27 protein-coding genes are annotated in these 21310 nt (G+C 38.2%); 12 read left to right on the top strand and 15 right to left on the bottom strand.

The features are described 5' to 3' along the window. Nucleotides 1–60: 60 nt before the first annotated feature. Both ACH6EI_RS21555 and ACH6EI_RS21550 read left to right on the top strand, forming a co-directional pair. Nucleotides 61–384, top strand: coding sequence for a YuiB family protein (locus ACH6EI_RS21555; RefSeq protein ID WP_033580457.1), 324 nt, complete (start codon nt 61–63; stop codon nt 382–384). Nucleotides 385–465: 81 nt separating this feature from the next. Further along, nucleotides 466–1113 (top strand): 3D domain-containing protein, encoded by a 648-nt coding sequence (locus ACH6EI_RS21550; RefSeq protein WP_034264182.1) that lies wholly within the window; start codon nt 466–468, stop codon nt 1111–1113. A gap of 42 nt (nt 1114–1155) precedes the next feature. Here ACH6EI_RS21550 and ACH6EI_RS21545 read toward each other — a convergent pair whose 3' ends face one another. Continuing rightward, a complete protein-coding gene (locus ACH6EI_RS21545) occupies nt 1156–1632 on the bottom strand; it encodes a divergent PAP2 family protein (protein ID WP_013085319.1) in 477 nt (158 codons plus the stop codon). 245 nt (nt 1633–1877) lie between these two features. On the opposite strand from ACH6EI_RS21545, the gene ACH6EI_RS21540 reads away from it, so the two are divergent. Both ACH6EI_RS21540 and ACH6EI_RS21535 read left to right on the top strand, forming a co-directional pair. Next, the gene (locus ACH6EI_RS21540; protein ID WP_033580459.1) at nt 1878–3371 is read left to right on the top strand and encodes a leucyl aminopeptidase; all 1494 of its coding nucleotides are present in this window, start codon (nt 1878–1880) and stop codon (nt 3369–3371) included. Nucleotides 3372–3639: 268 nt separating this feature from the next. Continuing rightward, nucleotides 3640–4959, top strand: a complete 1320-nt coding sequence (locus ACH6EI_RS21535) for a Na+/H+ antiporter family protein (protein WP_033580460.1) — start codon at nt 3640–3642, stop codon at nt 4957–4959. A gap of 54 nt (nt 4960–5013) precedes the next feature. Here the strand turns inward: ACH6EI_RS21535 and ACH6EI_RS21530 are convergent, their stop codons facing one another. The 3 genes from ACH6EI_RS21530 to ACH6EI_RS21520 all read right to left on the bottom strand — a co-directional run bounded on the left by ACH6EI_RS21530 (nt 5014) and on the right by ACH6EI_RS21520 (nt 6403). Next, nucleotides 5014–5205 carry a hypothetical protein gene (locus ACH6EI_RS21530; protein WP_033580461.1) on the bottom strand — a complete coding sequence of 64 codons (192 nt, stop codon included), beginning with the start codon at nt 5203–5205 and terminating at the stop codon, nt 5014–5016. A 116-nt stretch (nt 5206–5321) separates the two neighbouring features. Further along, a complete protein-coding gene (locus tag ACH6EI_RS21525) occupies nt 5322–5858 on the bottom strand; it encodes an HD domain-containing protein (protein ID WP_013059610.1) in 537 nt (178 codons plus the stop codon). Nucleotides 5859–6034: 176 nt separating this feature from the next. Further along, nucleotides 6035–6403 carry a YuzC family spore coat inner layer protein gene (locus tag ACH6EI_RS21520; RefSeq protein ID WP_098627019.1) on the bottom strand — a complete coding sequence of 123 codons (369 nt, stop codon included), beginning with the start codon at nt 6401–6403 and terminating at the stop codon, nt 6035–6037. Nucleotides 6404–6509: 106 nt separating this feature from the next. Here ACH6EI_RS21520 and ACH6EI_RS21515 point away from each other — a divergent pair, with 106 nt between their 5' ends. Together ACH6EI_RS21515 and kapD are read left to right on the top strand one after the other, a co-directional pair. Further along, on the top strand, nt 6510–6893 hold the full coding sequence (locus ACH6EI_RS21515; RefSeq protein WP_033580463.1) for a hotdog fold thioesterase: 384 nt from the start codon (nt 6510–6512) through the stop codon (nt 6891–6893). 345 nt (nt 6894–7238) lie between these two features. Then, nucleotides 7239–7853: a 3'-5' exonuclease KapD gene (kapD, locus tag ACH6EI_RS21510; protein WP_013085312.1), complete on the top strand. Its 615-nt coding sequence runs from the start codon at nt 7239–7241 to the stop codon at nt 7851–7853. A 36-nt stretch (nt 7854–7889) separates the two neighbouring features. On the opposite strand, the gene kapB is transcribed toward kapD, so the two are convergent. Continuing rightward, nucleotides 7890–8270: a kinase-associated lipoprotein KapB gene (gene kapB, locus ACH6EI_RS21505; RefSeq protein WP_034264171.1), complete on the bottom strand. Its 381-nt coding sequence runs from the start codon at nt 8268–8270 to the stop codon at nt 7890–7892. Nucleotides 8271–8355: 85 nt separating this feature from the next. Between kapB and ACH6EI_RS21500 the strand changes: the two genes are divergently transcribed. After that, nucleotides 8356–8553 carry a hypothetical protein gene (locus tag ACH6EI_RS21500; protein ID WP_033580465.1) on the top strand — a complete coding sequence of 66 codons (198 nt, stop codon included), beginning with the start codon at nt 8356–8358 and terminating at the stop codon, nt 8551–8553. 103 nt (nt 8554–8656) lie between these two features. Then, nucleotides 8657–9181: a superoxide dismutase family protein gene (locus ACH6EI_RS21495; RefSeq protein WP_033580466.1), complete on the top strand. Its 525-nt coding sequence runs from the start codon at nt 8657–8659 to the stop codon at nt 9179–9181. A gap of 35 nt (nt 9182–9216) precedes the next feature. Here the strand turns inward: ACH6EI_RS21495 and ACH6EI_RS21490 are convergent, their stop codons facing one another. After that, entirely contained in the window at nt 9217–10389 is a 1173-nt protein-coding gene (locus ACH6EI_RS21490) for a MalY/PatB family protein (RefSeq protein WP_099000355.1), read from the bottom strand. Between the two features lie 169 nt (nt 10390–10558). After that, nucleotides 10559–11407 carry an alpha/beta fold hydrolase gene (locus tag ACH6EI_RS21485; RefSeq protein WP_048021850.1) on the bottom strand — a complete coding sequence of 283 codons (849 nt, stop codon included), beginning with the start codon at nt 11405–11407 and terminating at the stop codon, nt 10559–10561. A 158-nt stretch (nt 11408–11565) separates the two neighbouring features. On the opposite strand from ACH6EI_RS21485, the gene ACH6EI_RS21480 reads away from it, so the two are divergent. The 3 genes from ACH6EI_RS21480 (at nt 11566) to yugI (ending at nt 13835) form a co-directional block, all read left to right on the top strand. Further along, nucleotides 11566–12066 carry an Lrp/AsnC family transcriptional regulator gene (locus ACH6EI_RS21480; protein WP_013059601.1) on the top strand — a complete coding sequence of 167 codons (501 nt, stop codon included), beginning with the start codon at nt 11566–11568 and terminating at the stop codon, nt 12064–12066. Further along, nucleotides 12066–13226, top strand: coding sequence for an aminotransferase (locus ACH6EI_RS21475; protein ID WP_013059600.1), 1161 nt, complete (start codon nt 12066–12068; stop codon nt 13224–13226). Before ACH6EI_RS21480 ends, ACH6EI_RS21475 begins: the two co-directional genes overlap by 1 nt. Before the next feature lie 207 nt (nt 13227–13433). Continuing rightward, nucleotides 13434–13835 carry a S1 domain-containing post-transcriptional regulator GSP13 gene (gene yugI, locus ACH6EI_RS21470; RefSeq protein ID WP_013059599.1) on the top strand — a complete coding sequence of 134 codons (402 nt, stop codon included), beginning with the start codon at nt 13434–13436 and terminating at the stop codon, nt 13833–13835. A gap of 35 nt (nt 13836–13870) precedes the next feature. On the opposite strand, the gene ACH6EI_RS21465 is transcribed toward yugI, so the two are convergent. After that, nucleotides 13871–14101: a DUF378 domain-containing protein gene (locus ACH6EI_RS21465; protein ID WP_013059598.1), complete on the bottom strand. Its 231-nt coding sequence runs from the start codon at nt 14099–14101 to the stop codon at nt 13871–13873. 220 nt (nt 14102–14321) lie between these two features. On the opposite strand from ACH6EI_RS21465, the gene ACH6EI_RS21460 reads away from it, so the two are divergent. Then, nucleotides 14322–15485, top strand: a complete 1164-nt coding sequence (locus ACH6EI_RS21460) for an iron-containing alcohol dehydrogenase (RefSeq protein ID WP_013085305.1) — start codon at nt 14322–14324, stop codon at nt 15483–15485. Between the two features lie 44 nt (nt 15486–15529). Here the strand turns inward: ACH6EI_RS21460 and mnhG are convergent, their stop codons facing one another. Genes mnhG through ACH6EI_RS21425 form a run of 7 tightly spaced genes read right to left on the bottom strand, consistent with a single transcriptional unit; the run spans nt 15530 to nt 21283 of the window. Next, the gene (gene mnhG / locus ACH6EI_RS21455) at nt 15530–15892 is read right to left on the bottom strand and encodes a monovalent cation/H(+) antiporter subunit G (RefSeq protein WP_013085304.1); all 363 of its coding nucleotides are present in this window, start codon (nt 15890–15892) and stop codon (nt 15530–15532) included. Continuing rightward, nucleotides 15876–16160: a Na(+)/H(+) antiporter subunit F1 gene (locus ACH6EI_RS21450; protein WP_013059595.1), complete on the bottom strand. Its 285-nt coding sequence runs from the start codon at nt 16158–16160 to the stop codon at nt 15876–15878. The genes mnhG and ACH6EI_RS21450 overlap by 17 nt, the downstream gene beginning before the upstream one ends. Further along, complete coding sequence (locus ACH6EI_RS21445) at nt 16161–16637, bottom strand: Na+/H+ antiporter subunit E (protein WP_013059594.1); 477 nt, start codon at nt 16635–16637, stop codon at nt 16161–16163. Between the two features lie 6 nt (nt 16638–16643). Continuing rightward, nucleotides 16644–18128: a Na+/H+ antiporter subunit D gene (locus ACH6EI_RS21440; RefSeq protein WP_098112216.1), complete on the bottom strand. Its 1485-nt coding sequence runs from the start codon at nt 18126–18128 to the stop codon at nt 16644–16646. Continuing rightward, entirely contained in the window at nt 18118–18459 is a 342-nt protein-coding gene (locus ACH6EI_RS21435) for a Na(+)/H(+) antiporter subunit C (RefSeq protein ID WP_013059592.1), read from the bottom strand. The genes ACH6EI_RS21440 and ACH6EI_RS21435 overlap by 11 nt, the downstream gene beginning before the upstream one ends. Continuing rightward, entirely contained in the window at nt 18459–18881 is a 423-nt protein-coding gene (locus ACH6EI_RS21430; protein ID WP_013085301.1) for a Na(+)/H(+) antiporter subunit B, read from the bottom strand. Before ACH6EI_RS21430 ends, ACH6EI_RS21435 begins: the two co-directional genes overlap by 1 nt. Further along, the gene (locus ACH6EI_RS21425) at nt 18878–21283 is read right to left on the bottom strand and encodes a Na+/H+ antiporter subunit A (protein WP_098112215.1); all 2406 of its coding nucleotides are present in this window, start codon (nt 21281–21283) and stop codon (nt 18878–18880) included. Before ACH6EI_RS21425 ends, ACH6EI_RS21430 begins: the two co-directional genes overlap by 4 nt. Nucleotides 21284–21310 lie beyond the last annotated feature (27 nt).

The raw sequence follows: 21310 nt of genomic DNA, 5'->3' as shown, positions 1-21310 counted from the left end.
TGACGCCTTGATTACTCTTAAGTAAACTGAAAGTATAAAGAGTAACGGAGGCGAAAAGCAATGGAAATGAGTGTGCCTGTCCTAATTATCTCCATCTTGTTGTTTTTTGTGTTGTTTTTTGGAATCGGTTTCTTGTTGAATATGCTGCTTCGCATGTCTTGGATTATGGCCATTATTTATCCCGTAATTTTTATTCTTATTATTGATGATGTAAGAGCGGTTGATTACATTCAACATCCCGCTCACTCCTTTCAGCAGCTAGGTACAAAAGTGCTATCTTTAGCCACAGCTGACATTGCGATTTTAATGGCTGGTTTTATAGGTGCACTAGCTTCAGGTATTACCATTAAATCTTTACGAACAAGAGGGTACCAAATGTTTTGAATGTAAATTCTTCTCGCGAACGAATAATTTGTTTTTATGTTGGAAACAAATAGATTCGTGAGAGGAGTTGTGGAAATCACAATGATTGGAAAAATAGCAAAGCGATTCATTATGTGCCTACTACTGGTCGGAGCGCTGTTTACAACATATGAAGCAATTACTGGCGTCCCAATAAACACGGTCATCAAATATATGCCTTTTATAAACAGTACAGGGCATCCTCTAATGAATGAAAGGCTCTTACCATCATTTCTAAAACCACTAAGAGCTGAAGCAGCTAGCAATGACAGAGAGCGTCTGACAATTGAAGAAGCATTTGATTGGTCGCGTTATCCAACTAAGAATGTATTGGCTACGGGTTACACAGCTGGTTACGAATCAACTGGGAAAAATCCCAATCATCCAGGGTATGGTATTACATATTCGGGCGTTAAAGTAAAACGTGACTTGTATTCAACCATCGCTGCTGATTTAACTATATTTCCAATCGGCACGATCTTGTTCATTCCGGGCTATGGGTACGGAGTGGTAGCAGATAAAGGTGGGGCTATTAAAGGCAATCATCTTGATTTATACTTTGAAACTGTTTCTGATGTGTATAACATATGGGGTAAGAAAGAATTAAACGTCTATGTAGTCAAATCAGGAGACGGCCGTTTAACTGAAGAAGAGTTAACAATGCTGAATGAAAAGAAATCGATGCAAGTTTTTCGTCAGCAGGTGAAATAAACGAGAAACACATGAAGCATTCTTCATGTGTTTTCTTATGTTTTATGGCCATACATAATACGTTACAAAAGCAACTGCTATTCCTGTTAAGGCTCCAAAGAAAACTTCAATAGGCTTATGTCCAAGCAGTTCTTTTAGCTTCACTTGTTTTTCGTCCTCTTCATTGGTCGTCCACAGCTTTGCCTCTTTTACTGCGCGCTGAAAGTCTTCAACCAAACGATTTAAAACTGTTGCTTGCTCTCCTGCGTGTCTTCTTACTCCTTTAGCATCAAACATGACAATGATGGCAAAAATAGCGGATAGAGCAAAAATAGGGGATTTAAGACCTTCTGCTAGCCCAATGGCAGTTGCTAAGGAAGTTACGGCTGCGGAGTGAGAGCTTGGCATGCCCCCCGTACTAAAAAATAAGCTGCCGTCTATTTTTTTAGTAGCTACAAAAGAAAGGGGAATCTTAATAAATTGAGCAAAGAAAATAGCGATTAATGAACTCCAAAGTGGAAAATTTGAGAATAACTCCATTGAGATGTCCTCCCTCAACTTAAAATGTCTAAAAAGATAAATCCGTATGATGAAAACAGTGGTAGATGAAAGTATATGTGTGAAACTAAGGTTTTTGAACTGTGATTAAAAATTGTATTTCTGCTATCATATGTATATAGATGAAAACAGTGGTGAATATGATATATATTCCACTTGCTGAATAGATTAAACAAAGCAGATGATAAATAAAAATAAAATATCTATACGTAAAAGGGAGGAATTTTATGTTTTCGCACGTAGAAACATATGGTGTTGATCATCAAACAGAAGCGCTCGTAATCGGGTTATTTAATCAAAACCAACAGTTTGAAGGCTTTCTAAAAGAAATTGATGATGCTTTAGGTGGACAGCTCATTCATTTGATTAAGGAAGGAGATATTCGCGTACAGGAAAAGCGGATATCAACGATTCATACACTAGGAAAATTAGGAGCAAAACGTCTTTATTTTGTAGGGCTCGGACGAAAGCAAGCGTTAACTAAAAATGGGCTCAAAGAAAGCTTTGGCCTTTTATTTAAAAAGTTAAAAGAAGCAAAAATTTCAAACGCATCGGTCGTCCTTCCTACATTTGATACAGGAGAGTGGTCAGAGCAAGAAACTGCAGCTTTACTAGGAGAAGCTCAACAGCTTGCTATGTATGAGTTTGAAAACTACAAAAAGAAATCAAATGAGCCTGACAAGCAGCTTGAGAAAATTGAACTGTTTTCTTGTTATAAAGACGTTTTACAATCTGCGTTGGTTGGATATACGTACGGGAAAGCAACAAACTCAGCCCGCACCCTCGTTAACTTACCAAGCAATATGCTAACGGCTACAGATTTAGCTAATTATGCAGTAGAAATGGCACATACATATGGTTTTGAATATGAAATTTTAGAAAAAGAAGAGATGGAAACGCTAGGAATGGGCGCGTTGCTCGCAGTCAATCAAGGTTCCGCAGAGCCTCCTAAAATGATTGTACTGAAATATCAAGGTAAAGAAAAATGGGAAGACGTTATTGGGTTGGTAGGAAAAGGGATTACCTTTGACACAGGTGGTTACTCTATCAAATCTAAAGACGGGATTGTAGGCATGAAAACAGATATGGGTGGAGCTGCATCTGTTCTTGGTGCAATGGAAGCGATTGGAGAATTAAAACCTCATCAAAACGTAGTAGCGGTCATTCCATCAACTGACAACGTTATTAGCGCGCGTGCCTTTAAACCAGATGATGTTATTACAGCAATGAATGGAAAGACAATAGAAGTGCTGAACACAGATGCTGAAGGGCGTTTAGCACTAGCTGATGGTATTTCATATGCCAAGCATCATGGAGCAAATTATTTAGTAGACGTGGCGACATTAACGGGTGGTGTAATTGTAGCTCTTGGTACACACACAACTGGGGCAATGACGAATGATTCTGCTTTATTGCAGCAAATAGCGAAAGCGAGCATTGAGACAGGCGAACCGATTTGGGAGCTGCCTATTACAGAACGAGACAAAAAGCGTGTTCGGGGAAGTAAAGTAGCAGATTTAAATAACTCTCCTGGACGGGAGGGGCACGCAATTATGGCAGGAACCTTTATTGGTGAGTTTGCAGAGCAAACACCATGGGTTCACTTGGATATTGCTGGAACTGCAACATCCGCTGCTTCTCATGAGTTAGGACCTTCAGGTGCAACAGGCGTGATGGTGCGAACCCTAGCTGCGATGGTTTGTTCATTTGAAGCCAATTAATAAAAAGAACATAGCAGTGATAGAAAGAAACGTAAAAAGAAGCATCGAAGATGCTTCTTTTTTAATATGTTTACATAACATTTTTTTCTTTTTAGGAAGAAAAGATTGTTTAAAAAAATCCTTATATTGTTAAGGATGTAGAGAAGTTAAACAAACGTTTATTTAGTAAGATGATTGACTTTTTTTCTATACCTAATATAATGAACATGTTGTTTATCTCTCTAATGTTTTAATGAGATAAAGTAAAAAGAAAAATGGAGGTTTCAAAATGAATGCAGTATTAATAGCTGTGCTCGTGATGCTGATTTTGAGCTTATTGCGTATCAACGTTGTCTTTTCTTTAGCGGTCGGAGCGCTAATTGGAGGACTTGTTGGCGGTATCAGCCTCACAGATACAGTAAGTATATACACAGATGGTCTTGGAAACAGTGCTTCTGTTGCATTAAGCTATGCTTTGCTTGGAGGATTTGCAATGGCTGTTTCGCGGACAGGGCTGCCTGATGCCGTTGTTCAGCTAGCGTTGAAAATAGTAGGAAAAGAAGGAGAAACGAAAAAGAAGTCACTGTCAAAAGTACTAATTTTATTGATCATCCTTATTATTTCGTGTTTTTCTCAAAATGTTATTCCGGTTCACATTGCATTTATTCCGCTTTTAATTCCACCGCTATTAAAAGTATTTAATCAGTTGAAAATAGATCGCCGATTAGTCGCAACAGTTATTACATTTGGATTAGTTACACCTTATATGTATTTGCCGGCAGGATTCGGTAAGATTTATCACGACATTTTATTTACTAACATCAAAGAAAGTGGATTAACGATTGATAAAGGAGATATTACCACGGCGATGGCTCTTCCAGCTTTAGGAATGGTAGCGGGCTTATTGTTTGCTGTGTTTATTTCGTACCGTAAGCCGCGCAGTTATAAAGACATTGACATTGATCAAGGCGCAGAGGAGCGTACAGGTTACACAACAAGAGGGATTATAGTAGCGTTACTTGCGATTGTAGCGGCTTTAACTGTGCAGCTCTTAGTAGATTCTATGATTTTCGGAGCGCTTGCAGGAATTGTGGTCGTTTATTTCAGCGGGGCTTTGAAGTGGAATGAAGCAGATCCAGTATTAACGAACGGAATGAGAATGATGGCTTTCATCGGATTTGTTATGCTGTCAGCCTCTGGTTTTGCAAAAGTTCTTCAAGAAACTGGAGATGTAGAAGCACTTGTAAAAGGCTCTGTTGCTCTTATTGGCGGAAACCAAATGCTGGGTGCATTTCTTATGCTTGTCATCGGGCTTTTAGTCACAATGGGCATTGGTTCTTCTTTCTCTACCATTCCAATTATCGCGACGATTTTTGTTCCTCTTTGCTTAGAACTTGGTATGAGTCCAATGGCAACGATTTGTATTGTTGGTACAGCAGGAGCGCTTGGAGACGCTGGTTCACCAGCTTCAGACAGTACGCTTGGACCAACATCTGGACTAGCAGTCGATCGTCAACATGATCATATCTGGGATACGTGTGTACCAACTTTTCTTCACTATAACATTCCACTCATTATTTTTGGGTGGGTTGCCTCAGTTATCTTGTAAATAGAGGGTCTCTAATGAAAAAAAAGCAGCCGATCAAAACCGGCTGCTTTTTTTTCATGCTTGAGAAAGAGTAGAAGCAGTGCTGTCACAAGCTCCTAATGCTTGCTCTACAGCCTGAAGAGATTGTTCAATATGTTCGCGATTTGAATCTTTCTCTACTGTTTGAAGAGCTTGTTCAAGGCTTGCTTTTGCCTGATTTAATGACGTACAAGAATCCTGCACGTAACCTCTAGCGTTTTTAGACATTCTTCTTCCTCCTAACTAACCAAAAATGAGAATCAATAAGTAGTATGAGTAATTTGCAGGGAATTATGAGGAGAAATAATAAAAAGGATTAACTCTTATGAAAGGAGTTAATCCTGTCAGCCTAACTGTTTAAATTGGTTGGAATGTAGAAGTTCAAGCACTTTCTTATCAAGCTCCTTAATTTTCTTTACAGCCAAATTGTATTCCATTTCACGGTAATGATGTTTGCCGCCTGGCTCTTCATCAGCTTCATCAGCTAGTTTGACTACTTTTTGAAGAGGGCGTTGCTGAATGGTTCCTTCAGGCAAATAGGAGTCTGTGTGTAGTAAAATAGCTAAGGCAATTTCTTTTGCCGCCTGAGGTTCCTCGCCTAAACGAATGAGTAATTTATGTGCACGTTCAGCACCTTTAATAGCGTGAATATCATTTTGACGATACTTCTCATAATCCCACTGACCATTTGTGTACCATTCGTAGTGGCCAATATCATGAAGCAGCGCTGCTTTTGTAGCTAAATCAGGGTTTACATTATGCTGTACAGATAGACGAAACGCATGATAGGCGACCGATACAGCATGCGCAACGCCAGATCGTGTTAAATATTTTTGAGCGATAGGATGCGTGAAAATTTCTACTAGCGTAACATGTCTCATCATGTCATCCCTCCTAAAGAAAAAATATATTTCCAAATACAATATCATATTTATTTCCTAAATACAATTATCGTGTAATTTGTTTTTACATCCAAAAACGGCATATATTATAATATTCGAAACAAAACAACATGTACATCTTTTTCAAAAGAAAATAAGACTTTTTTCCTTGTGTTTTACCATTTAATATTTAACGAAACGTGACAGCAGTCAAATTGGTTATCGGGATGAATAAACGTAATTTTAATATAGTCTGGCGTATAAAAAACATCAATTTTGGCCTTAACGCCTGTTGAAAGAATGAGTCTTTTTACTTCACTCACTTTAGATTCTTGAGCAGCAGCTTTTATTTTTTTTATTAAAGCTGGCGAAGCGTTAGCTCTTTGAATAAATATGGTAGCGCTTTGCATGGTAGAGGGAATCACTTTAAGAGATTGCTGGAAAGTCGCTATGTCCGCCTCAGGTAAGCTAGGTACCCTGTATGTATAAGGGTGAGGCATGTAGTACGATGGCCAGTAGTAAGACAAGGGAGCAAATGGTTTCATATAAGAATCCTCCTAAAAAACGGATTTTTATTATGTATATGTAGAGGGTTCGTATATGTTGTAGCAAAACCGTTATTGTATACTAGATACAAAGGGAGGTATGTATATGAAAACAAAAGATACGCTGTTAGAAGCATTAGGAATTGAGATTATTAGCGCAAGTGAACAAAGAGTGGAAGCGACGATGCCTGTTGATGAGCGAACGCGTCAGCCATTCGGGCTTTTGCACGGAGGAGCATCGGTGGCGTTAGCCGAAACTGTGGCTAGTCTAGGTGCTATTAAAAGTGTAGATATTGAAAAAGAAATCTGTGTGGGTTTAGAGATTAATGCTAATCACATCAAAGGGAAAAAAGATGGAACAGTTACAGCTATAGGCGTTCCTTTACATAAAGGAAAAAAAACAGCGGTTTGGGAAGTGAAAATTCAAGATGAAGAAGAGAATTTAATCTGTATATCCCGGTGCACGCTTGCTATTCTGCCTAAAGCTTAAATATAAGAAAGGCTTAGTCTAAAAGGTGTGAGGTATGCTTTTGAAGTCAGGAGGAGCACCTCACACACTGATGTGAGAGCTTAAAGAGAATTTGGAAGAGCGGATACATAAAAAAGTGAAAAAATAGGTAAAAAAAAGAAGCGAAATTATGTCTATTCGTGACAGTTACCCTGCGCATAGAGACATGCTCTAGAATATAGTAGTAGTAAAGTATTCTTTTTATTCAGCAACTAGAATATTCATAATATTAAAAATAAGAACAGAAAATAGACCTTCCGATTGTTCAATCGTGCTATAATAGCATTAATATAGTAGGGCGGTTTATTTTACAAAGGGGTGATAATATTGGATAAGAACTCTCAGTATTTATTCATTGATTTTGAATTTACAATGCCAGAGTATAAAGGTTTTCCAAAAGGCTTTTTTCCGGAAATCATTGAAGTTGGTTTGGTGTTTGTTAAAAATCAAGAAATCATTGATCGTTTCTCCTCTTACGTACAGCCTACACACTTCACAAAATTAACTGAGCGCTGTAAATCATTTCTCCATATCGAACAAAATCAAGTAAATGAAGGAATTACGCTAGAGCAGCTTGTACAGCGACTGGGCATGTATAAAAACAGCACGATTATTACATGGGGAAACATGGATATGAAAGTATTAAGGCAGTGCTGTCAAAAAAATAAGGTGCCGTTTCCTTTTACAGGTAAAGAAATTGATCTTTCGATGGAGTATAAGCGCTTTTTTGGAGATCAAAATCAAACCGGCCTTTGGAAAGCTGTGCAAGAGTATGGTAAAGAAGGAACTGGAAAGCACCACTGCGCGCTTGATGATGCGATGACGACACTCAACATCTTTAAGCTTGTAGAAAAAGATAAGCGGTACCTTCAAAAACCGGAGCCGACGACCATAGGAGATCGAATCGATTTTTCAAAAGTATTAAATAAATTTGCATTATAAAAGCCAAATCACTTCTATGTGAATTTGGCTTTTTGTTTAATGAATACCGTACTCTTTTTTTAACTCTTCTAAACAGGCAATACTTGCTTGAGCAAAAGCGCTATCTTTGGCTTGTTGTTCAGCTATCTTTAATTCAAGGGCTTTTTTTAGTGAATGCTTATAATCAGGAACGCTGTCTTCATAGAGATGAACCATTTTTTGAGGAATGTTGGCCTGCTCTCGAAACGCAAGTGCTTTTCGCTCGTGAAAAAAAGGTACGTCCACTTGTCCAGGATTATGTAAGTCACCTTGTTCTGGATGCTTCAACACAGCTTGAATTCGTACAACATAATGCAGATCTCGAACTTGTGTAATTTCACCGATGTATTTCCCGGTTTTATAAAGTGCTGTAACGGTTTGACCAATTGTAAATGTCATATTGCCAGATCTCCTTTAAGTAAAGTGTTTGTTATAAACAGTATAAATCAAAACCTACTACCGTTTCTATGAAAGGATGTTGTACATGATGTATTTAATGTTTTTGCTTTATTTTCCGGAAGATAAAACAGAATATATTCCTGCTTTTGCTACAATGGCGATTTTTGTACTAGCAGCAGTTGCAGTCTGGCGGTTCATCATCAAGGTGTCTAAAAAAGAAGAAGAAAAAACGAAGGAATTAGAAGCAAAGCTGAAAGAACAAGAAAATAAGAAGTCACTCTAATGAAATGCAAATAAAATGTAAGCGTTTAAAATGATATGTTGCTGGACAATCTATGGAAAGACATCTAAAACTTTCGCTAGTGCGTATGCGATTGGAGGGCAACATGAAAAAACTACTACTCATTGGAACCGTGCCTTTTTTCTTGTTAACGGGGTGTATGGAAAAAGAAATATCCAATAAAGAAGTCAAAGTCTATAACGCAGATGGAGATAGCATCGGTACAGTCAAATTGAAAGAGCAGGCTGATGGAATTGAGTTTACGTACGATTTAAGCGGACTTCCACCTGGCGAACACGGCGTACATATTCATGAAATGGGGATTTGCAAAGCTCCTAACTTTAAAAGTGCAGGAAATCACCTTGATCCTGATAAAAAGAAACACGGACTGTTAAATCCAAAAGGACCACATTTAGGCGATATGAAAAATATTGTGGTAGAAGACGATCAGACGTATAAAGGAACGGATATGGTTCCTCAAGTCACGTTAAAAGAAGGAAAGACGTCTCTCGTTAAGCGTATGGATGGTTCCTCTCTTGTAATTACTGAACAAGGTGATGATGGAATGACAGAGCCATCAGGTAATTCTGGCAAGCGAATCGCGTGCGGAGTTATTTCAAAAAAACATTAAAAACAGCGTTCTTTCGTGAGAAAGAACGCTGTTTTTTACGTTAAAGCTATTTTTAAGCGATTTAATCCTTCTTGAAGTTGTTCATGTGAACAGCCAATGTTCAAGCGAATAAAACCTTTTCCATATGTGGAACTGTATTTTTCGCCTTTTTCTACGGCGATTTTGCCTTTTTCTAATAAACGTTCATGTAATTCTTCTTCTGATAAGTGCAGCTTGTTGCAGTCAATCCATAGTAGATAAGTTCCTTCCGGCTGAATGACTCGCAGTTCAGGTAAGTGTTCACTTATAAACCCTGTCACGAGATCTACATTTTTCTTCAGATACACAAGCAGTGCTTCTAGCCATTCGCCACCTTCGCTGTAAGCTGCTTCTAAACCAATGATTCCAAATGTATTTAAATTAGAGAAACCTTGTTTTTGCTGCTGCTGAACATACTGTGTGCGCAGCTTCTCATTTGGAATAATAATAGCTGAAGCTTGAAGTCCTGGTATATTGAATGTTTTGCTAGGGGCCATACACGTAATGGTTCGATTGGCTGCATCTTCACTCACCATGCTGATGGGAATGTGTTTATAAGAATGGTAAATTAGATCAGAATGAATTTCATCTGAAACAATTAATACATTGTATTTTTGACAAAGATCGGCAAGTTTTTTCAGTTCTTCTTTTGTCCACACGCGTCCTACTGGATTATGAGGACTGCAAAGAATCATTAATTTTACGCCTTCTGCAAATTTTTTCTCTAAATCTGCAAAATCAATTTCGTATTTATCGCCCGCAAGTTTTAACGGATTTTCAACAACTTCTCGATCATTTACCTCTATCATGTTGAAAAACGGAGTATAAACTGGAGGTTGAATTAAAATTGAATCTCCAGGTTCCGTAAATGCTTGAATAGCCATACTCAGGGCAAATACAACTCCTGGACTGTATGTAATCCATTCATGATCAATGGTCCACTGATGCTTGTTTTTTACCCAAGATGATAAAGCATTTGCCGTAGATTCAGTAGGGGAAGTGTAGCCGAAAATACCGTGTTTGACACGCTCATTAATGGTTTGAAGAACATTAGGCGGCGCTTGGAAATCCATATCAGCTACCCAAAAAGGCAGAACATCTTTTGCTCCAAAAACGAGATCCGTTTTGTCCCACTTTACGGACTGCGTACCTGTACGATTAATTAATTGATCAAAAGAAAAAGTAGACAATAAAAGTACCCCCTTTTTTAATATAATAGTTTGCTTATTTTTAATACGTTTGTCAACGAAGTTAACTTGTGAAGTCAATAAAGAAAGTGGGAAAATTGGCTGAAGCACCACTAATAAATTTTTTATTAAAGTTAGCGCCTCGTGTGAAATATATGAACTCGCTCCGTCATTATTGAGACAGGGCTTTTTCACCGTACAAGAAATCGACCATATGAGACTGCACAATGTCGGGACACTCTTCTGGTAAAAGATGTCCAATTTCCTTTAACGAGATAAAGGTAGAGTCTGTCAAATCATCTTTTAATTTACGTCCGAGATGTAAAGGGACAACTCGGTCTTCTTCTCCCCAAATGAGTAAACTTGGTTTTTTTATGTGCTGCAAATCCTTTGAGGAGAGGTCTCCTTCTCGATCACGAATCATTCTTGTCAAAGCCATAAACGTACGGTCATCCAAAAAGGGTTCAGTATAGCCATCAATCATTTCTTCGTCGATTAACTGATGATCAAATACGACATTTTGCAAGTTACCTAATACACCTTTGCGAGACAGCCACGTTTTTACCCACAGATAAAAGAAGGGAACATAAGAAGACATGACCAACCCATAATGTGAAGGGCCTAAATAAGCTGAGCTGCACAGAAGAACGAGTTTTGATACACAAGAAGGCTTTAATTTTGCTACGTTTAAACAAACCTGTCCTCCCATTGAGTGTCCCGATAGTACAACATCTTTCAATTTTAAGTATTCAATCAACTCGATGACAATTTTGGCTAAGTTTTTATACGAGTATTGAAAGGTTAACGATTTTTCACTTCGCCCAAATGGCGGAAGGTCCAGCGTAATGATAGAAAACGTATCTTCAAATAAAGGAATTAAACGCCGAAAGCTAAAACTGGATGATAAAAAGCCGTGAATAAATACAATAGCTGGTTTATCAGGGTGATAGTTATGGCATTCGTAGTAAACATTGACGCCATTAAAAGTACGCTGGTGGCAAGTAATTTTAGAGTCAGTCAATTTGTTTCACTCCATCTTTTTCTTTCTAGTCTGTCCTAATTTCCAGCAATCTATAAAATGAAACTCAATTACCGGTATAGATTTCACATTAAAGATGTGTTTAAATTTGATATAATGGAAAAAGTGAAAAAATTTAATCGGTGTAGGAGGGGAACGCGGTGTTCTTAGAAGAAAAAGAGTTAGAAATTTTAGAAATTCTAGAAAAAAATAGCCGTATTTCAATAGATAGTATTTCAAAAATGGTGGATTTAACGTTTGAAGAAACCTCTAATATTGTTAAAAAGTTAGAGAGAGAAAAAGTAATTGTGCAATATTCAGCTGATATTAACTGGAGACGAGTAGATGGACATGAGGGCGTCACAGCTATGATAGATGTAAAAGTTGCACCAAAGCGAGGAGTAGGCTTTGACGAGATTGCGGAGCGCATCTATCGTTTTCAAGAAGTAAAATCCGTGTACCTAATGTCAGGAGCATATGATTTGTCTGTTATTATTGAAGAAAAATCAATGTCTGAAGTAGCATTTTTCGTTTCTGAAAAGCTTTCTACGCTAGACTCTGTTTTATCTACAACGACTCACTTTATTATGAAAAAATACAAGCACGATGGTACCATCTACGATCAAGGCGATGAAGATCGCAGAATCGTGGTGTCTCCGTAATGAAAGAGCGCTTGTCAACAACTGTACAACAGCTGAAACCTTCAGGTATTCGCCGCTTTTTTGATTTAGCAGCAAGTATGGATAACGTCATCTCTCTTGGAGTAGGTGAACCTGATTTTGTCACATCTTGGGCTGTTCGAGAAGCGAGTATTTTATCGTTGGAAAGAGGATATACCTCTTATACAGCAAATGCGGGGCTTTTAGAGCTCCGCTTTGAAATTATGAAGTATATGAAAAGAAATTTTAACGTCTCGTATGATTATAAAGATGATATTATTGTGACCGTTGGAGGAAGTCAGGCTTTAGACATTACAATGCGAGCTTTGATTAATCCTGAAGATGAGATTATTGTCGTGGAGCCAAACTTTGTGTCTTACAGTCCGTTAATTTCTCTAGCAGGAGGAGTTCCTGTGGCAATTGAAACAACGGCGGAAACAGAGTTTAAACTACAGCCTAGACAGATTGAAGAAGTCATTACAAGCAACACGAAAGCCCTTCTTTTATGTTCTCCTAATAATCCAACAGGAAGTTCGCTATCTAAAGAAGAGTTGCAGGCTATTGCAGATATTGTAATCAAGCATGACTTGCTTGTTATCACGGATGAAATATATGCAGAATTAACATATGATGAAGAATTTACATCTATTGCTTCTTTAGAAGGAATGAAAGAACGAACTATTATTATTTCAGGCTTTTCTAAAGGGTTTGCTATGACTGGATGGCGTCTTGGGTACATATGTGCACCAACTGAGATTGCTAAAGCAATGCTGAAAATTCATCAGTATACAATGATGTGCGCGCCTACCATGGCCCAGTATGGAGCAATTGAAGCACTACAAAACGGGCAGCATGACGTAGAAGAGATGAGAAAAAGCTATCGCAGAAGACGGAACTATATGGTGAAGTCATTAAATCAAATTGGTCTGGAATGCCATTCTCCCGGAGGAGCGTTTTATGTGTTCCCGTCTATCAAGAAAACGGGATTGTCATCGGAAGAATTCGCTGAGCAGCTTTTGCTTGAAGAACGAGTAGCCGTCGTGCCAGGCAATGTATTTGGAAAAGGTGGAGAGGGACATATTCGCTGTTCATACGCCTCTTCAATGGAATCATTAGAAGAATCCATAAAACGGATTAGCCGTTTTGTTGAAAATAAGTTATAATAAAAATAAGATATTATGTCATATCGTATAGACGGTTTGATATAATATCTTTTTTGCTATGATGAAATGTAGTGTTAGTTTATATTTGTGACGAAATTGGTAAATAATAAATATAGTATAACTACTTTTTGATTCAATCTATGAACTGTGCTATAATTTTAAATTGGCTATAATGGTGAAAATAATAAGGTATCTAGGAGTGTTTATATGTCAAAATTTGAAATCGGTACTGTTACAAAAGGTAAAGTAACAGGAATTCAACCATACGGTGCATTCGTTGCATTAAATGAAGAAACTCAAGGATTAGTTCATATCTCAGAAGTAAAACATGGCTTCGTTAAAGATATTAACGAACATTTATCAGTAGGAGACGAAGTAAACGTTAAAGTTTTATCTGTTGATGAGTCAACTGGTAAAATTGGTTTATCTATTCGTGCAACTGAGCCAGCTCCAGAAAAAACTGAAGCTTCTGCACCTAAAAAACCTGCTAAAAAGCGTCAAGGTCAAGCAACAGTTCATACTGAATCTACTCAAGGATTCAACACATTAAAAGAAAAATTAGAAGAGTGGATTGAGCAATCAAACCGCGAAGATCTAATTAAGAAATAAGAAAAAAAGAAGGATAGCTTAGCTATCCTTCTTTTTTAATGTTCCGTTCTAGGTTCTGTACGCTCTACTTCAGCAGAAGGTTTAAATAATAGACCTAGGTTAATCAGTCCTGCGATTCCAACCAATCCATAAATAATGCGGGAGAAAGCAGATGTTTGACCGCCGAAGATTGCTGCTACTAAATCAAATTGAAAAAAGCCAATAAGTCCCCAGTTAATTGCTCCAATAATCGTTAATACGAGCGCAATACGTTGAATACCACTCATGATGAACCCTCCTTGTTTTGTAGTTCACTTATTAGCCTGCTTTTTTTAGAGGGAAATATGCATATTTGCTTTTGGAAGATACAGACAAATAAACGTTCATTTGGATGGGGTGAGCATCTAGCCAACAGGGAATAATCTTTAGGAAGTCAATTTTCTTTACAATCAAAAAGTTGTTCTTCATAATGATGCATGTAATCAAGCTCGTAAGGAGGAGTTTATAGTGAACAATTTTACATTTTATAATCCTACAAAATTAATTTTTGGTAAAGGTCAATTAGAGCAATTAAAAACAGAAGCAAGTCGCTTTGGTAAAAAGATATTATTAGTATACGGCGGAGGAAGTGTAAAACGCAGCGGTTTATACGATCAAGTAATGGATGTACTGAATGACATGAATGCAGAAGTACATGAGTTAGCGGGAGTAGAACCGAATCCTCGTCTGACAACTGTTCGCAAAGGAATCGATATTTGTAAAGAAAACGGTATTGAATTTTTACTTGCAGTAGGTGGAGGAAGCGTAATCGATTGTACAAAAGCAATCGCAGCTGGCGCAAAATATGATGGCGACGTATGGGACATCATTAACCGCGACGTATTCGCAGCTGAAGCTCTTCCATTTGGAACAGTGCTAACATTAGCAGCAACAGGTTCAGAAATGAATGCTGGTTCTGTTATTACAAATTGGGAAACACAAGAAAAATACGGCTGGGGCAGTCCGGCAACATTCCCTCAATTCTCTATTTTAGATCCGGTTAATACATTTACTGTACCAAAAAATCAAACAGTTTATGGCATGGTTGACATGATGAGCCACGTATTTGAACAATATTTCCATGCTGCAACAAATACGCCGCTTCAAGATCGCATGTGTGAAGGTGTGCTACAAACGGTTATTGAAACGGGACCAAAATTATTAAACGACTTAGAAAACTACGAGTTACGTGAAACGATTTTATATAATGGTACCATCGCATTAAACGGTATGTTACAAATGGGACACCAAGGCGATTGGGCTACTCATAATATTGAGCATGCGGTATCAGCTGTATATGATATTCCACATGCGGGTGGACTCGCAATTTTATTCCCGAACTGGATGAAACACGTAATGGATGAGAACGTAGATCGCTTCAAGCAAGTAGCTGTACGCGTATTTAACGTAGATACGGAAGGTAAGACAGATAAAGAAGTAGCACTTGAAGGTGTGGATAAGCTTCGTGAATTCTGGTCAAGCCTAGGTGCACCAACTCGCTTAGCTGATTATGATATTGGCGAAGACAAATTAGATCTTATGGCTGATCGTGCGATGGCCAAAGGTGAATTTGGTAAATTTAAAAAATTAAACAAAGAAGATGTACTAGCAATCCTACGCGCTTCTTTATAAGATTCTCGATAAAAAACGCCGTGCAAACCGCACGGCGTTTTTTTTTATTCATGATGGGTAAGCTTTTTCTGCTGTTTGGTTTTCAAATCATCCCGAACGGTTTTATCAGAAAGAGGAACTCCGCTGTAATAAGCTGCTCTTCCTAGTAAATGCCCAGCAATAGGAGAGGTGATAAACACAAAGACAATCGCTAAAATTAACCGTGCACTAATATGGCCAGTGTCAATCCAAAAGTAGAGTAAGCAGCCCACTAATATAAACAGGACGCCTAAGGTAGCACTTTTGGAGGCAGCATGACTTCTTGTGTACGTATCAGGCAAACGAATAAGCCCAATCATGGTTACAACTGTCAGAAGAGACCCTATGAGTACCAAAGCTCCTACAATGATTTCACTGATCACGTTCATATTCAATCACTTCTCCTTTCTCTAAAAACTTAGAAAAAGCAACGGTACCTACAAAGGCTATGATGCCTAGCAGTAAAATGACTTCGAAAAAAGCCTGAGTTCGAAAAATAATCGAGATGATGGCCGTGATAGCAATGATGTTAATTCCAATAGCATCAAGGGCCATTGCTCGGTCAGCAGTTGACGGACCTTTTACCACTCGGTAAACAAACCCAATAGTTGAAGCAGAAATGAGAATGAGCGAAACGTTTAGAAAAATATCGAGCATTTAACGACTCACCTCCATAATAGCTTTTTCGAATGTTTGCTGAATATCTGTAATAATGTCATCAATATCGTCGGTATTGATTGCATGAATATAGATAGTAGAATTGTCATCTGACACATCCATTACCAGTGTGCCTGGCGTTAGCGTAATTAAAAGAGAAAGAATGGTAATTTCCCATTCACTCTCCAGACGGGTTGGCATTGCAAAGATGGCTGGCTGAATATTTAATTTAGGGCGCAATACGTCTTTCGTCACTGCAATATTGGCTTTGAATAATTCTCGTATGAAAATAAACAGCAGCTTAATGATCGCATACACTTTATGCAGGTAAAAACGTCTGTGAAAAAAACGGCGGAAAACAAACAGCAGTACCGCTCCCCAGAAAAATCCTATAATAAAAGAAGGTAGTGTCCAAATCCCTCTCAAAAACATCCATGTGAATGCAATGATTACGTTTAATAATAGTTGAAATGACATGCAGATCTACTCCTTTAACACCGATTGGATATAAATTGAAGGATCCATAAGCGTTTGAGCGGCTGTCGACACATAAGGAATAACAGCTTCTGCACCTAGTCCTAAAAAGACAGAAACAGCAAGTAAGATAGCGGATGGGTATAGAATACCTTTAAGGGATACTTTTTCATGCTCAGAAGAAAGCGTAGGTTCACCCCAGAAGCAGCTCATGAAAATCTTAATGGCAGAATATAAAACGAGCAGGCTTGAAACGAGTAAAACTCCTACAAACGTGTAGCTCTCTGATTCTAAACCGCCTTGAACTAAAAGGAATTTTCCAATAAAGCCGCTTAGGGGAGGAATTCCTGCCAACGAAATAGTAGCGATAAAAAACATCCAGCCAAGCAGCGGATAGTCTTTAATTAACCCACCCATTTTCTTTAATTTTGTTGTTCCAGTTATTCGAATGATGCTTCCAGCAAGAAGGAAGAGAGCTGCTTTAATAATCATGTCGTGAATTAAATAATAAATGGCTCCTTCAAAACCTGCTTTTGTTGTTAAAGTTACACCGTAGACAATGACTCCCACAGCAATAATAATATTATAAATTAAAATTTTATTCACATCCGAATAAGCAATGGCGCCTACTGCACCAACAACGATAGTCAAAAGCGCAACGTAGCCGATAATTTGATGAGTGAATTCAGGATGATGGTAAAACAGTAAAGTGAAAGTCCTGAAAATCGAATAAACGCCTACTTTTGTGAGCAACGCACCAAACAATCCGATAATAACGGGTGGAGGCGCACTGTACGAACCTGGAAGCCAAAAATACATTGGGAATAAAGCTGCTTTTAATGCAAATACAATAAATAAAAGCATGCCAATGGTTGTTAAAATTCCCGGCTGATTAGCCTCTGCAATTCGCTGCGAAAGGTCTGCCATGTTGAGAGTTCCTGTTACGGCGTACAAATAAGCAACAGCAATTACAAACAAAGCAGATGAAATGACATTGACTAAAATATACTTAAGAGACTCTCGAAGCTGTTCTTTTGTACCGCCAATTACAATAAGAGCGTACGAAGACATAAGCATGACTTCAAAAAAGACAAATAAGTTAAAGATATCACCTGTCAAGAAAGCGCCAAATACGCCTACTAATAAAAACTGTACAAACGAATAAAAGTAAAAGCGTTCACGTCTTTCGCCAATTGTATGAAAAGCAAAAAGAACGCAGCATAGTGTTACGATACTAGCAGTAAGTACGAGAAGGGAAGCGAACATGTCCGCTACTAGAATAATTCCAAAAGGAGGTTTCCAGTTCCCAAGCTCATGAGTTAAAACACCTTTTGATTGAACCAACTGTACCAAATATGCAGCAAAAGCAGTGGTGGTGATTAATGATAAAACACTGATTATCCTTTGAAGTTTAATATTGTCTTTGAAAAAAATGAGCACAACACCTACAACAAACGGGATAAGCAGTGGGATGATTACAAAATTACTCGTCATGTTCATTTCCCCTTAACTTGTCCATATCGTCTGTTCCGAGTTCTTGATAAGCCCTGTAAGCTAGTACAAGGAAAAAAGAAGTGACACCAAAGCTTATGACAATGGCAGTTAAAATAAGGGCTTGAGGTAAAGGATCTGTATAAGAAGAAGCCTTTTCTCCCAAAAGGGGAACACTCCCCCCTTTTAATCCGCCCATCGTTAAAATCAACAGGTGAACACCGTGGCTTAATAAGCCTGTTCCAATAATAATTCGCAGTAAACTGCGGGATAACATGAGATATACAGCGGCAGTGAATAGAATCCCTGCCACTATGGACATTAATATTTCCACTATTCACTCTCTCCAATCGTTTGAATAATGGTCATCGTAACACCAACAACTACTAGATATACGCCTAAATCAAACAGTACAACGGTAGCTAAAGATGTTTTCCCGAGAAGGGGAAGGTTAAAGTAGCTATATGTGTGAGTCAGAAATGGGACTTTGAAAATAAATGACCCAAGCCCCGTTAAAATAGCTAGCAGCAGTCCAGAGGCCGCCACCTTCTTATAGTCAAATGGGATGACTTTCGATACCGTTTTTATATCGAAAGCCAGCAGTAGTAATACAAGGGCTGCTGAGGTAGTAAGTCCCCCAACAAACCCTCCCCCGGGTGTATAATGACCTGCAAAGAAAAGATGAATGGCAAAAATGATAATAATGAACGTGACTACTTTCGTTGTGGTTTGTAGTATCAAATCATTTTTTTTCATTCTTCTTCCTCCTTTGTTAACCGAAGACGAATCATGCCATAGATAGCAAGAGCTGCTATACAAAGTACGGTAATTTCAAATAATGTATCAAATCCGCGGAAGTCCACAAGGATTACGTTCACCATGTTTTCGCCGCCTGCTTTTTCATAGCTGTTTTCAATAAAGTAATGTGAAATCGATTCAAATAGTTTTGTACTGTTTGCTGATATGCCAAGCAATGTAACGGTCGTTCCTACAAGAAGGGCAACCAGTAAATTTGGCAGTTGAAACTTCACCCTTACTTTTCGCTTCCGAAACTCCGGCAAGTAGTAGAAACATAGTAAAAACAGTGATACGGATACAGTCTCAATAACTAATTGAGTCAAAGCTAAGTCAGGAGCGCGGAATAATACGAAAAATAAAGAAAGCGTATACCCGACAACTCCCAGCGAAATAATGGCTGTGAGGCGTGATTTTGCCAATAAAGTTGTAATAGTAGCCGCAACCATTACAACTGCTAGTATGGCTTCATAAACGCCGATAGAAGCAGTATCTTTTAGATCAATCGCAAAGGCATTCTGAGAAAAGAGCGTTACGAGAAGTAAAATGCCTATGAAAGTAAAAATGATTAAAAGATAGTCTCTAATAAATCCTGTCATTAATGTTTTCATGATGCGCGTTGAGCCTTTTTCCATCCCTTTAATGCCATAATTATATCCGTTATTAAGCGTTAAAGAAGAAGGGAATCGTGTATAAATTTTTGACCACTTTTGAAGCGTCATAAACAACAAAATACCAAATGTGATGACCCCTAGCGTCATAAATAATTCTGGCGTAAAGCCGTGCCAAAATTTAATATGCACTTGATATTCTTTACCTTCAGCTAGCAGGCTAGGTGCGATAGAGGCCATTGTTGGCTCAATAAGGGTTGATTCTAATAAATTAGGAGCAAAGCCAAAAATAACAACCAATGATGCTAAAATAACCGGTGAAATCAGCATGCCTACTGGTGCTTCATGCGGCTTCTTCTCCAACTTTTCGGGCTGGTATTTGCCTGTAAAGGTTTTAAAGACAAGAATCATACTATAGACGAACGTAAAAATACTTCCCACCCAAGCGATGATAGGCAGCAAAATTCCCCACGTCTGCATGCTATACATATCCATTTTTGTCACGTTTACCATGCCTGTAAAAAACATCTCTTTACTTAAAAATCCGTTAAAGGGAGGGAGACCTGCCATTGAAAATCCCCCAATGATAGCAATGGTAAATGTGACAGGCATGAAGCTCATTAACCCGCCTAACTTTCTAATGTCACGCGTGCCTGTTTCATGATCGACAATGCCTACTACCATAAATAAGCTGCCTTTGAAGGTAGCGTGGTTAATCAAATGGAAAACTGCTGCAGTAAGAGCCACTAAGTAGATATTATCGTCTAAAAAATCATAGTGAATAGCTGCGCTACCTACTCCTATAAGTGACATAATCATCCCAAGCTGACTAATTGTTGAAAAAGCTAAAATCCCTTTCAAGTCTTGTTGCTTTACTGCTGAAAACGAGCCCCAAAACAGTGTAATTAGTCCTATGATTGAAATAACAAAAAACCAAGTGGCGCTTATAGCAAAAACAGGGCTGAGTCTTGCTAAAAGATAAATTCCCGCTTTTACCATTGTAGCTGAATGAAGGTATGCACTCACTGGGGTTGGAGCTTCCATTGCATCTGGCAGCCAAATATGAAAAGGAAACTGAGCAGATTTTGTAAAGGCCCCTAATAAAATGAGGACTAGAGCTGGAATAAATAGATGACTTGATGTAACCACATCTACGTTTGAGATAATTTCGCGTATGCTGAAAGTACCTGTCATGACGTATAAAAGTACAATTCCTGCTAATAGGGAAAGTCCTCCGAATACGGTAATGAGCATAGATTTTAAGGCTCCGTATTGAGATTTCTCTCGTTTGTACCAATAACCAATCAATAAAAAAGATGAAAGGCTTGTTAATTCCCAAAAGCTGTAAAGACTCATTAAATTGTCTGATAATACAACTCCTAGCATAGATCCCATAAAAAGAAGCAAATAGACATAAAACGAATGCAGCGCTTCTTTTGTCTTAGAAAGATAATAAATGGAGTAAAGAATAACAAGTGTCCCAATTCCGGTGATTAACAGAGAAAATAGAAGACCGAGTCCATCCACATAAGCATCAAAGTTAATGCCCAGACTAGGTATCCATTTCATTGAATGTAGATATGTTTCCCCCTTAGAAACACCACTGATATATTGTGTGAAATAAATGAACAACACAAGTGGAAGAGGTAAAACGAACCACCCTGTATGAATACGCTGGAATTTCCTATACAGAAGCGGGACAAAAAAGGCTAATAAAAAAGGCGATAAAATCACCAAGTGCAACCACGACAAAAGACAAACCTCCTTGTGATATTCAAT

It is taken from the genome of Priestia sp. JSM ZJ58 (genome assembly GCF_044383985.1).
Taxonomy (GTDB): Bacteria; Bacillota; Bacilli; order Bacillales; family Bacillaceae_H; genus Priestia; species Priestia zanthoxyli.
Note: the sequence above shows the minus strand (reverse complement) of the source record. Positions and strands in the feature narration are given on the sequence as shown.